Source organism: Thermomonas sp., assembly GCF_035369645.1.
Lineage (GTDB): Bacteria > Pseudomonadota > Gammaproteobacteria > Xanthomonadales > Xanthomonadaceae > Thermomonas.
Map to the genome: position 1 here is coordinate 34610 of NZ_DAOOUM010000017.1, position 11851 is coordinate 46460.

The window sequence follows — 11851 nt, forward strand, 5'->3', positions numbered from 1 at the left end:
GCCATAACGTTGGCCGTCGCTGAGGAGAGTTAGGTGCGTAAATCCACCATCAAGGATGTTGCTGCGCGCGCGCAGGTCTCGCTAAAAACGGTGTCGCGGGTGATCAACGACGAAGCCGGCGTACACGAGCGCACCCGCGCGCGCGTGCGCAATGCAATCGCCGAACTGGCCTATCAGCCGGACCCCTCCGCACGCAGCCTGCGTAGCGCACAGTCGTATGCCATTGGCTTGCTGTACGACAACCCCAACCCGTATTACGTCATCGCGATGCAAAACGGCGTGTTGTCGGTGTGCCGCGAAACCGGCTATGGCTTGCAGATCCACCCCTGCGATGCCACCGCACCCACACTGGCCAACGAAATCGTGCAATTGGTGGCCAATGCGCGCTTGGCCGGCATTGTGTTGGCACCGCCGATGTCGGAACAACAAGCACTGATCGAAACACTGGTGGCCAATGGTGTGCGGCTGGTACGCATCGTGTCGGCCACCAAGGATCCGCAAGATGGCAGTGCTTGCATCTATGTGGATGACCGCGATGCCGCTTACGCCATCACCGAGCACTTGATCCAACTGGGTCACCAGCGCATCGGATTTTTGTGGGGTGGCAAGTCGCATGGCTCATCGTGGGAGCGCTACAACGGTTATGCCGAAGCACTGGCCGATTACGGCATCACCCTAGATGGCGAATTGGTGGTAGAGGGCGATTATTCGTTCGATGATGGCTTTCGTGGTGCGCGCAAATTACTGGCACTGCCGCAGCGCCCCACCGCGATCTTTGGCAGCAATGACGAAATTGCGGCAGGTGTATTGGCCGCCGCGCGCGCGGGCGGGCTCAATGTGCCGTATGACCTGTCGATTGCCGGTTTTGAAGACAGCCCGTTTTCCAAACAGAGCTGGCCGGCACTGACCACCGCCAAGCAAGCCACCGAGGATATCGGCCGGCTGGCCGCACGCCGACTGCTGGCCGATATCCGCGAACAGCCGGTCGCTGCGCCCGCCAACACCGGCATCAATCCGGAGCTGGTGATTCGTGGCTCCACCGCACCCCCGCGCCCCAGCGCCTAATCCCTCCTTTCCCAATACCCCCACTATGCCAACCCCCAATAGCACCTGGATGCACACCGAGGCCGCCGAAGCGGCCACCGCCGTCAGCCGTCAATTTGCCGCCAATGCGGCAGCCATCGACGCCTTGGTCGAACGCCTACGCGCGCAGCCGCCGCGCTTCATCGTCACCTGCGCACGCGGCAGCTCCGACCACGCCGCCACCTTTGGCAAATATTTATTCGAAACCGTACTCGGACTGGTCACTGCGTCGGCCTCGCCGTCGGTGGGCTCGGTGTATGCAGTGCAGCCGCAGATGCAAGGCGCGCTGTTTGTCGCTATCTCGCAATCGGGCAAAAGCCCCGACCTGTTGCGCAATGCCGAAATCGCCAAAGCCGGCGGCGCGCATGTGCTGGCGCTGGTGAATGTGGCTGACTCGCCCTTGGCCAAGCTGGCCGACACCGTCCTGCCATTGCATGCCGGCCCCGAAAACAGCGTGGCCGCCACCAAGAGTTATTTGTGCTCGCTGGCCGCGTTGCTGCAACTCACCGCGCGCTGGAGTGGCGATGCCAAATTGCTGGTGGCGGTGAACGCATTGCCCGAGGCGATGCGCGCAGCGTGGGCGCAAGATTGGTCGCCGCTGGTGTCTGGCCTGCGCTTGGCGCGGCATATGTTTGTGCTGGGGCGCGGGCTGGGCTTGGGCGCAGCGCAGGAAGCGGCGTTGAAGTTCAAAGAAACCTGCGGCCTGCACGCCGAAGCGTTTTCATCGGCAGAAGTGAAGCACGGCCCCATGGCCATCGTCGGCCCGGACTTCCCGGTGCTGGCCTTTGCGCAAGATGACGAGATCGGTGCCGGCACCGCTGCGGTGGTGGACGAGTTCCGCAAACGCGGTGCACCGGTGTGGTTAGCGCGCCCGGGTGCCAGCGGCGAAGGCGTCTTGCCGTTGCCGGCCTCGCCGCACCCGGCCTGCACCCCCATCCTCACCGCCCAAGCGTTTTATGGCGCGGTCAATGCACTGGCCGTGGCGCGCGGCTTTGACCCGGATGTCCCACCGCATTTGAACAAAGTGACCGAAACCGTATGACCACCCAGGTCTTCCACAACGGCCCTATCCTCACCGAACGCGGCTTTGAAACCGATGTTTGCGTGGTGGTGGAAGATGGCCATATCGTCGCCGTCTTGCATGGCGCAGCGCCCACACAGGGCGAGCACATCGACTTGCAGGGCGGCACCTTGGTGCCCGGGTTTATCGATGTGCAGGTCAATGGCGGCGGCGGCGTGTTGTTCAACAACGCCACCACCGTTGACGCGATTGCCGCCATTGGCCGAGGTCATCGCCGCTTTGGCACCACGGGCTTTTTGCCCACCTTGATCAGCGACGATGTGCAAGTGATGCAGCGTGCGATCCAGGCCACCCATGACGCGATCGCGCAGGGCGTGCCGGGGGTCTTGGGCATCCATTTGGAAGGCCCGTACATCGCGCCGGCGCGCAAGGGCACCCACAACGCGGACAAATTCCGCGTGCCCGATGCCGATGAAACCGCGCTGGTGACCGCGTTGGACAACGGTGTCACCGTGATCACGCTGGCGCCCGAGCGCGTGCCGGCGGCCACCATTCGCGCGATGGTGGATGCCGGTGCGATTGTCTGCGCCGGCCACACCGCCGCCAATTACGCTGAAACCTGTGCGGGCTTGGATGCCGGCATCAGCGGCTTTACCCATTTGTACAACGCGATGACCCCCCTGCAAGGGCGCGAGCCGGGGGTGATCGGTGCCGCACTGGAAGATGCGCACAGTTGGGTGGGGGTGATCGTCGATGGCGTGCATGTACACCCGGCCAGCTTGCGGGTGGCAATTGCCGCCAAGCCGCGCGGCAAAGTGCTGCTGGTCACCGATGCGATGCCGATGGTGGGCAGCGACGACCCCAGCTTCCACCTCTACGGCGAAACCATTACCGCGGTGGATGGCGTGGTGCGTAATGCCGCCGGCTCGCTGGCGGGCAGCGCATTGGACATGGCCAGCGCGGTACGCAATGCCGTGCATTTGCTGGACCTGCCCCTGGACGAAGCCTGCCGCATGGCCGCGCAATACCCCGCCGAGTTTTTGGGCCTAGGCCACCGCCACGGCCGGATTGCCACCGGCTACCGCGCCGATCTTGTGGTGCTAGATGCCAACCTCCACGTGCAGCGCAGCTGGATTGGCGGCACCGAGTAAGCCCTATGTTGCAACGCTGCGGCAGGCCATCACCTGCCGCAGCACGTGAGTGCATCAAGTTTTGGGGACGGCTAGCGCTTGCGCACCTTGTTGCAGCGGATACACCCTCAATATCCCGCCGCGTCGAGCGCTTTTTCCGCCGCGCTGCGACCTAGGTCGATCAGCTCGCGGGCGCGCCAAAATTCGTAGAACTCGCAGGCGTCGCGGGGGATGTGAATCAGTAGCTCCGGCGGCTCCAGTGCCAGTTGCACACGGGCGATGCGTTCTTGCATGGTGTCCAGCGAGCGCGTCATCACTTCCATCAGGCCGAAGTGGTGGCTGGGTTGCGGGGTTGCATCGTCACCAAAATGCGCACCCCACCAGCGCCCCAGTAGGCCGGGGCTGGCTTTGTCGTGGGCGGCATCGACGTCGCGCACGGGGGTGTCGGCGCGCGCTTGCGGGGCGCTGTGGATATCCACCGCCACCACCCGATGCGGGCCGGCCAAACGGGTGGCGGTGATCGGCAGCGGGGCCAGCAGACCGCCATCCACCAATTCCATTTCGCCAATGCGCAGGGGCGTGAAGATGCCAGGAATGGCGAACGAGGCGCGCAGCGCATCCCACAAATCGCCGTGCCGCAGCCAGACTTCGCGCTGGCTTTTCAAGTCCACCGCCACCGCAGTGAAGTCGATCGGCAGGTCTTCGATGCGTGGCTCGCCAATCACTTCGCGCAGTGCGTGCACCAGCCGGTTGCCGGTGAACATCGCCGGCCGCCCCATTCCGGGGTCCAGCAAGCGCAGCATTTGATTGCGCGTGGTGGCGCACATCCAGTCGCGCAGCTCGTTCAATTTGCCGGCCGCAAAACACCCGCCGACCAAGGCCCCGCATGACGTGCCGGCCACCGCGGTGACGTACAGGCCGCGATCTTGCAGCACCTCAATCACCCCAATTTGCGCCAGCCCACGCGCACCACCGCCGCCCAGCGCCAACACGATCGAGGCATCTTGCGCGGGTTGACTCATGGCGCGTTCTCGTAATTGCCGATAGCCAATTGCAGGTGCGCGCGCAGTTGTTCGCGCAGGGCTTTGGGCTCGATGATTTCGGCATCGGCCCCGTAATGCAGCACGTCCATCAGCAACTCACGCGGTACCGAATACGGCAGCTTCAATTCGTAACTGCCATCGGCCAAGTGCCGGCCTTGTTGCTGCGAATGCCAGTGCTCGTCGGCCACCCAGCGCGCCGCTTTAGGGCTGAAGCGAATCGTCGCCCAGCCTTTGGGTGCGCCGGAAAAAATCCCGTAACTGCCGGCAAGGTGGGCATCCAGATCGGCATCGGCAACGTCGTGTGCCTTGCCTTCCAATATGCGCGCGGCGGCCATGCGGTCAATCGAAAAACTCCGCAGTGCCTCGCGGTCTTCGTCCCATGCATCCAAGTACCAATTGTCGCGGTAATGGGTCAGCCGCTGCGGGCTGACTGTGCGGCGGGTTTTTTCGTCGGTGGAACGGGCGCGATAGTCGAACGTCACGCGCCGCCGCTCCAGTACGCACGAAGCCACGATCCGGAAAGTGTGTTCATCCATGTTGCGGCCACGATGCGGGATCACCCGCACCCGCTGCATCGGCCAATGCTTGCCGCCGGAATGCGCATCCAGCAGTTTTTCCACCCGCTGCTGCAAGGGTGCCAAGGCCGCCGACAACATCCCGCCACTGCTACGCGCCAGTAATTGCTGGGCGGCAAGCAGGGCGTGCAATTCTTCCGAATTCAGCCACAGGCCGGGTAATTCGAACCGCTCGCTCTCGTGCTTATCGTAGCTAAACCCATCCTCGCCGCTGCCAATGACCGGTGCCATCAGCGCATCGCGCAAAAATGCGATATCGCGATAGACGGTGGCGCGTGAACAGCCCAGCTGGTCTTGCAGATGATTGACCGTGACCGGGCGGCGGGCCGCTTGCAGTTGGCGATGCAGGGCGATGATGCGTTCGTAGCGTTCCATGCCGCGATTATGCGTCAGCCCTACGACCCCGCACAGGGCGTGCTGACCCAGTCATCTTTGCGCCATCCCGGTCGGGTATCATGCCCGCATGCTAGACGCTGCAACGCCCCTGATGCTGTGGCTGGCGCTCTCTGCGCCGCCCACCGCAATTTCCACGCCGCCACTGCCATTGCTGCAGCCGGAGGTCGTGCAGCGCCTGATCGACCCGCCACGCTGTCTCGCGGCGCATTGCTTGAATGGCGAATGGCAGCAGGATGCAATGGCCCCGATCCCGGCCGGGCAACGCCGCATCGGTGCCGACGACCTGCCCGGTAGCGGCGGCCGACTGCGTTTGGCTGCAGGCCGCTCGGACTGGGTCAAAGCACAGGGCAGCAATGCGCGGGTGGGGATGCAGTACGGTGTGCAGGCCCTACAAACCAAAGACACCAGTTTGAAGATGTCGGTGGATACTGGTTATCGCATGAAGGGCTATGCCGATGACGGCATTGCCGGCACCGGACCGATATTGCGCGGGCAGCTGGAATGGCAGCAGGCATTGGGCAAGCGCACCCGCCTATCGCAAACCACGCGGTTGGAAACCGGGCAACGCGGCACATACTTGCGCAACAGCCTGCAAGTAAAAACCCAATTGCAGCCGGCACTCACCTTGAGCTCGGGTGTGGAAATGCGCCGTGACAGCAATTTGGTGGGCCGTAACCAAACCGACGCCACATTGAATTTGCGCTACGCGTTTTAACCGCCGATCACCTTAGCCGTCGATCAAAGCCCGCGCGCCTTGCGCCAATAGTTGGTTGGCCACCGCGACCCCCAATGCTTCCGGTGCGGTGGCCGGGCCACTGGCCTGCGCCCGCACGCACTGCCCATCTTTGGCCGACCCCACCAAGCCCTGCAACTGCAAGCCATCGCCGTGCACGCTGGCCAGTGCCGCCACCGGCACATGGCAACTGCCGTGCAGGGCCAGGTTCATTGCCCGCTCGGCGCGCACACAGGTGCGGGTGGGTGCATCGTCCAATACGGCGAACAGCGCTTGCGTTGCGGTGTCATCGTCGCGGCATTCCACCGCAATCGCCCCCTGCGCTGGGGCCGGCAACCATGCCGGGGCATCCAAGCGGCTGCGGATGCGGGCATCGAAACCCAAGCGCTGCAAGCCCGCGCAGGCCAGCACGATGGCGGCGTAATCGCCAGCATCCAATTTGGCCAAGCGGGTGTTGACGTTGCCGCGCAAGTCGCGCAGTTGCAAGTCCGGGCGCAGCGCGCGCAGTTGCGCTTGCCGGCGCAAGGACGAGGTGCCCACGCATGCGCCGTGCGGCAACGCAGCCAAGGTGTCGACCTGGTTGCTGACAAACGCATCGGCGTGGTCGGCGCGGGCCAAGATCGCTGCCAGCGTGAAGCCAGGTTCCAGTTGCATTGGCACGTCTTTCAGCGAGTGCACCGCGCAGTCGGCATCCCCGCGTTGCATCGCCAGTTCGAGTTCTTTCAAAAACAGGCCCTTGCCACCAATCGCGGCCAGCGAGCGATCCAAAATTTCATCGCCGCGCGTGCTCAAGGGCACCAGGCTGACGATCAAGCCGGGATGGGCGGCGCGTAGGCGCTGGGCGACGTGTTCGGTCTGCCACAGGGCAAGCGGGCTTTTGCGGGTGGCGATGCGCAGCGTGGTCATGCGCGCATTATCGCTTGTGCGACAAGGCGGCAACAGCTACAGGTGCAATAAGGTTTCGCGCAGATGGCTGAGGCAGCGCCGGCTGACTTCCAATGGCGCGCCGCCGTGACGCAAGATCGCGTGCACATGGCCTTCCGGCGAGCGCCGCAATTCGGTGATTTCGTCACGCGCCACCAAACAATTGCGATGGATGCGAATAAAGCGCTCGGCAAACTCGGTTTCCAGCGACTTCAACGACTCTTCGATCAAATCTTCGCCGCGCGCGTGGTGCACGACCACATATTTTTCATCGGCCTGCATGAAGCGGATATCGTCAACCGAGATCATCCGCAAACTGCCACCCAAGCGCGCGCACAACTGGCTGCGTGTGCGCGGCTCGTTGCCATGCACATTGCTGCGTCCGGCCAGATAGGTGCGCACTTTGTCCAAGGCAATTGCCAAACGCTCGGCACGCACCGGTTTGACCAGATAGTCCAGCGCTTGTGCATCGAATGCCGATAGCGCGTGGGCGTCGTACGCGGTGCAAAACACCACCGCCGGGCGCGGCTGCAAGTGCGCCAGTGCGCGCGCGGCCTGCAAGCCATCCATGCCGGGCATGGCGATATCCAACAGCACCGCATCGGGCTGCAAGCGTGTGCAGGCATCCAGTGCCGCCTGCCCATCGCCAGCTTCGCCCACCACGCTTACTTGCGGCTGGCCGGCCAGCAGCGATTGCAGGCGCGAACGCGCCAAAGGCTCGTCATCGACAACCAAGATACGCATCGGGGCTGCGTTCATGGCGGGGTCTCATGCAGCGGGGTGATGGGGGGATAGTAGCCGCGCACGGCGGCCAGCGTCACCTCAGCCTGCGGCAAAACGCGCGCTCAGCCAATCGCCAAGCTGGGTGATTTCTTCGGCGCACACCGAATGCTGCATCGGGTAGCGCCGCCACTGCACGTCAAAGCCCAGTGCGCGCAGGGTCTTGGCACTGGCCTCGCCTGCGGCGGCAGGCACCACCGGGTCAAACACGCCATGTGCCATGAACAGCGCTTGGCTGGCGGCGTGCGGGGTCAATGCGGCTTGCGCCTGCTCGGCGGTCATCGGCAAATACGTGGAGAGGGCAACCAAGCCCGCCAGCGGCTGGCTGCGCGCCAAACCCGCCGCCAATGTCACCGCGCCACCTTGCGAAAACCCCACCAGCAATACCCGCTGCGGCGGGATCCCACGCGCCGCTTCGCGCGCGATCAGGGCCTCGACCTGCGCGACCGATTCGGCCACCCCGGCGCGGTCGGCGCGCAGTGCTAAATCGGCAAAATCGAAACTGCTGATGTCATACCACGCCCGCATCCGTGCGCCGCCATTGATGGTGACGGCACGCACCGGGGCATGCGGAAACACAAACCGCAGCGCCGGCCAATCCTTGCGCACCAACTCCGGCACGATGGGCGCAAAGTCATGGCCATCGGCCCCCAAGCCATGCAGCCAGATCACCGCCCATTGTGGGTCGGTACCGGTGGTGTGTTCAAGCGTGTCCAGCAGCATCGGGGTGTCCAAAACGAAACAGAGCGGCGCATTATGCCGCTCAATGCGCCTGCCTTGCCGCGCGTTGCGGAAACACCATGATGGCGATGACGACAAAGGCCAGCAACGCCAGCGTGGCGGAGCTGCGGCTGAGTTCCAGCCCGCCTTTGACGATGGGTTTATCGAGAAAATCCCCCAACACCGCCCCTAAGGGACGGGTCAGGATGAAGGCCAGCCAAAACAACAGCGTCGAAGACACGCGCTTGGAGTAATGCAACACGGCCACCAAGGCCAATGCCGTGCCAAATACCACAATGCCACCACGATAGCCCAGCCCTTGGGTGTCGGCCACCCAATCCCCCAAGGCGGTGCCCAAGGTTTGTGAGCACATGATGGTCAGCCAGTAAAACCCTTCCGCGCGTGGCGTGCTGATGCTGGCCACCGACATCGTACCCAGCGTGCGCTGCCATGCCCACAAGCTGCAAAGGAGGAGGGCCAGCAGCAAGGCCGAGCCACCGCTATAGCCAATTCCAAGGGAGCGCGTCGCAAAATCCGCCAAGGTCGTGCCCACCGTGGTGCTGGCAAGAATTGCAAACCAGTACAGCCACGGGTTGAACTGGCGCGCGCGCACTTGCAACCACACCGCTACCACAAACACCAGCGCAAACAGCCCGGTGCCAATCAAGTAGCCATTGGCATTGGCCTGCGCGGTGGTCTCGCCCAACCACGACATCGTGACCGCATCGCCGCCGGTTTCGCCCAAGGTGGTGGCGGCGATCTTGATCAACCAGAACAACAAGGTCACCGCAGGCACTTTGGTCAGTGCGGTTGCCAGCGGGGCTTGCATGCGCATGTGGTCATCTCCTCGCCAATATCGCCAGCATGCGCCACGCACGTTAGCGCTGCCTCCGCCAAAACTCAGCGGCACGTTAACAAGGCTTGCAGCAGACTGTCGGCCCATGCATCGTTTGCACATGCCTGACCTTGCCAACCCCGGCCTGCGCGTCTTGCTGATCGAAGACCAGCACGACATCGCCGCCAACATTTGGGATTTTCTTGAACGTCGCGGTCACGAGATGGATCACTGTGCCGATGGGGCCAGTGGACTGGCGCGGGCGTTGCGTGGCGATATCGATGTGATCGTGCTGGATCTTGGGCTGCCGCGTTTGGATGGATTGGAGCTCTGCCGTCGCCTGCGCGAAGCTGGCCACGGGGTACCAGTGTTGATGCTGACCGCACGCGACACTCTGGAGGATAAGTTGCGCGGCTACGCCGAAGGTGCCGACGATTATCTGGTGAAGCCGTTTGCCATGCGTGAGCTGGAAGCGCGCATCCGCGCACTACGCCGCCACACGCTTACAGGAACCGCACTGCACTTTGGGCCACTGCATTACGACCCACACAGCATGACTGCCACCCGTGACGGGCAACGCATGACGCTGACCCGTTTGCAAGGTTCGATCCTGACCTGCTTGCTGCAAGCTGCCCCCCGCGTGGTGACGCATGCGCGTTTGCTTGAATTTGCTTGGGGCGATGGCGGCGGTGATGTGGCGGCGCTGCAAACCCAAGTGTATGAATTGCGTATCTTGGTGGACAAGCCATTTGCACACGCATTGATTCAGTCGGTACGTGGCGTTGGCTATCGTTTGGTGGGGGCAGGATGAGCACGCCGTTGACGTTACGCCATCGCTTTGCGCTGCTGGCCTTGCTGCTGGGGTTGGTATTGAGTGGGCTATCGACATTGAGCTTACTGTCGATGACCGAAGATTACGAAAGCATCGTCTCTGCTGAAATTCTGCGCGGCCAAGCCGAAGACTACGGCCAACGATTGGCGCAGACGCAGGCGGTGCCACTGCCGGCCACCCATCGCCTGCGTGGCTATCGCAGCAACGACCCAAACTTGCCTGCGGCCTATTCGCACCTGCCGCCAGGCATGCACGAAGATGCCGCCGACAACGACACCCATGTGGGCGTGTTCGATACCGCTGCAGGGCGGCTCATCTTCGCCATCGACATGGGTGATTTCGAACAAATGGAGCGCCATTTACATCGCTTGGTCATCATGATGATGGTGCTGGGCACCGCGCTGGCTGGTTGGCTGGGTTGGCTGCTCGCCGGGATTGCACTGCAACCGCTGCGCCGCTTGGCAGAAGGTGTGGAAGCATTGCCGGTGCAGCCGCAGCCCAGCCAATTGGCGGCAGGGGTCAGCCACGACGCACTGGGCCAGTTAGCCACCGCGATCGACGCCTATCAGTCCCGGCTTGTTGCTGCCGATGCCCGCGAACAGGCCTTCCTTGCCGATGCCAGCCACGAACTACGCACGCCACTTGCGGTGATCCAAGGCGTCACCGAAGTCTTGTTGGATGACGCCAGCGCCACCCCCGCGCAACGCACCCGCTTGGCACGCCTCGAGCGCGGTGTGCAAGACATGGGGCAGTTGCTGGAAGCCATGCTCGCCATCGCTAGGCGCAAACCGCTGGCGGTAGAAGCTGTCGCCATACACAGCCTGCTGCAAGAGGTTGCCACCCGTGTTTTGGTGGGCAAACCCACGCTGCAACTCACGCTGCACGCAGAGGGGCAACTCCATACCGCGCGCCGTGAAGCCGTGTTACTGATAGCAGGCATGCTGCGCTTGTTGCTGAACGCGCAATCTTGCACCGGCGCGCAATTGCGGATGGACGCCAACCGGCTGGATATCGTGCTGATCACGCCCACCGATGCCACCGCGACACAGCCGCCGCCACGCGCCGATACCGGAACCGGCTCGGCCCTGCTTGACCGGCTGGCGGCGCGGCTGCATTGGCAAGTACGGATTCACAGCCCGGCGCAGGCTAGCTTGCTACTGCACCCCAACGCATCCGCATGATGCATCGCGTCGTCATACCTTTGGAGGCCACATGACACAACCATGGTTCTTCTGGGCGCTGTTGTCGGCCATCTTTGCTGCGCTGACCGCGATTTTCGCCAAACTGGGCTTGGCGGGTATCAATTCCGATTACGCAACCTTGATCCGTACCGCGATGATCTTGTGGCGGCTACCGGAAAATGGAGCAACCCCCTGCAACTGGCAGCGCGCACATGGACCTTTTTGGGCTTATCGGCCTTGGCCACCGGTGCCTCGTGGGTGGCTTATTTTCGCGCGCTGCAAGTGGGCCGCGCCGCACAAGTGGCCGCGGTGGATAAACTCAGTCTGCTGCTGGTGGCGGTCTTTGCGGTGATGTTCTTGGGCGAACGCCCCGCCACCCGCGAATGGTTGGGCATTGCCCTTGTCGGGGCAGGCGTGTTGGTGCTTGGTTTTAAACGTTTATGAAGGCAAACACATGGCAAGCTTAACCTGCCAGGCATTTGCCGCCTTGTTGCGTCAGCCGCGCCTCAATCCTCGGGCGTTTGATCTTGCTTGATCGCCGCATTCTCCTCGCGCCGGTTGCGCTGGATCGGTGCGTTGACGATGCTCGCATCGATGA

At 63.2% G+C, this 11851-nt stretch carries 13 protein-coding genes; 7 read left to right on the forward strand and 6 right to left on the reverse strand.

Features of this window, described 5'->3' with window-relative positions:
• Positions 1-33: 33 nt before the first annotated feature.
• From PK789_RS05040 to nagA, 3 genes are read left to right on the forward strand one after another with little or no spacing between them, the layout of a single operon-like run.
• The gene (locus PK789_RS05040; protein WP_324307462.1) at positions 34-1065 is read left to right on the forward strand and encodes a LacI family DNA-binding transcriptional regulator; all 1032 of its coding nucleotides are present in this window, start codon (positions 34-36) and stop codon (positions 1063-1065) included.
• A gap of 25 nt (positions 1066-1090) precedes the next feature.
• On the forward strand, positions 1091-2125 hold the full coding sequence (locus PK789_RS05045; protein WP_324307463.1) for an SIS domain-containing protein: 1035 nt from the start codon (positions 1091-1093) through the stop codon (positions 2123-2125).
• A complete protein-coding gene (nagA, locus tag PK789_RS05050) occupies positions 2122-3255 on the forward strand; it encodes an N-acetylglucosamine-6-phosphate deacetylase (RefSeq protein ID WP_324307464.1) in 1134 nt (377 codons plus the stop codon). The genes PK789_RS05045 and nagA overlap by 4 nt, the downstream gene beginning before the upstream one ends.
• 107 nt (positions 3256-3362) lie before the next feature.
• Here nagA and PK789_RS05055 read toward each other — a convergent pair whose 3' ends face one another.
• Positions 3363-4256 (reverse strand): patatin-like phospholipase family protein, encoded by an 894-nt coding sequence (locus tag PK789_RS05055; protein ID WP_324307465.1) that lies wholly within the window; start codon positions 4254-4256, stop codon positions 3363-3365.
• Positions 4253-5227 carry a helix-turn-helix transcriptional regulator gene (locus PK789_RS05060; protein ID WP_324307466.1) on the reverse strand — a complete coding sequence of 325 codons (975 nt, stop codon included), beginning with the start codon at positions 5225-5227 and terminating at the stop codon, positions 4253-4255. The genes PK789_RS05055 and PK789_RS05060 overlap by 4 nt, the downstream gene beginning before the upstream one ends.
• Positions 5228-5315: 88 nt before the next feature.
• Here PK789_RS05060 and PK789_RS05065 point away from each other — a divergent pair, with 88 nt between their 5' ends.
• Positions 5316-5963 (forward strand): DUF481 domain-containing protein, encoded by a 648-nt coding sequence (locus tag PK789_RS05065; RefSeq protein WP_324307469.1) that lies wholly within the window; start codon positions 5316-5318, stop codon positions 5961-5963.
• A 12-nt stretch (positions 5964-5975) separates the two neighbouring features.
• Here PK789_RS05065 and hemC read toward each other — a convergent pair whose 3' ends face one another.
• The 4 genes from hemC to PK789_RS05085 all read right to left on the reverse strand — a co-directional run bounded on the left by hemC (position 5976) and on the right by PK789_RS05085 (position 9240).
• On the reverse strand, positions 5976-6887 hold the full coding sequence (hemC, locus tag PK789_RS05070; RefSeq protein ID WP_324307470.1) for a hydroxymethylbilane synthase: 912 nt from the start codon (positions 6885-6887) through the stop codon (positions 5976-5978).
• Positions 6888-6923: 36 nt separating this feature from the next.
• A complete protein-coding gene (locus PK789_RS05075) occupies positions 6924-7664 on the reverse strand; it encodes a LytR/AlgR family response regulator transcription factor (protein ID WP_324307471.1) in 741 nt (246 codons plus the stop codon).
• Between the two features lie 63 nt (positions 7665-7727).
• Positions 7728-8408 carry an alpha/beta hydrolase gene (locus PK789_RS05080; protein ID WP_324307472.1) on the reverse strand — a complete coding sequence of 227 codons (681 nt, stop codon included), beginning with the start codon at positions 8406-8408 and terminating at the stop codon, positions 7728-7730.
• Between the two features lie 40 nt (positions 8409-8448).
• Positions 8449-9240 (reverse strand): COG4705 family protein, encoded by a 792-nt coding sequence (locus PK789_RS05085; RefSeq protein ID WP_324307473.1) that lies wholly within the window; start codon positions 9238-9240, stop codon positions 8449-8451.
• A 121-nt stretch (positions 9241-9361) separates the two neighbouring features.
• Here PK789_RS05085 and PK789_RS05090 point away from each other — a divergent pair, with 121 nt between their 5' ends.
• The 3 genes from PK789_RS05090 (at position 9362) to PK789_RS05100 (ending at position 11697) form a co-directional block, all read left to right on the forward strand.
• Positions 9362-10051: a response regulator transcription factor gene (locus PK789_RS05090; RefSeq protein WP_324307474.1), complete on the forward strand. Its 690-nt coding sequence runs from the start codon at positions 9362-9364 to the stop codon at positions 10049-10051.
• On the forward strand, positions 10048-11253 hold the full coding sequence (locus PK789_RS05095; protein WP_324307475.1) for a sensor histidine kinase: 1206 nt from the start codon (positions 10048-10050) through the stop codon (positions 11251-11253). Before PK789_RS05090 ends, PK789_RS05095 begins: the two co-directional genes overlap by 4 nt.
• A 162-nt stretch (positions 11254-11415) precedes the next feature.
• Positions 11416-11697 carry an EamA family transporter gene (locus tag PK789_RS05100; RefSeq protein WP_503011903.1) on the forward strand — a complete coding sequence of 94 codons (282 nt, stop codon included), beginning with the start codon at positions 11416-11418 and terminating at the stop codon, positions 11695-11697.
• Positions 11698-11851 lie beyond the last annotated feature (154 nt).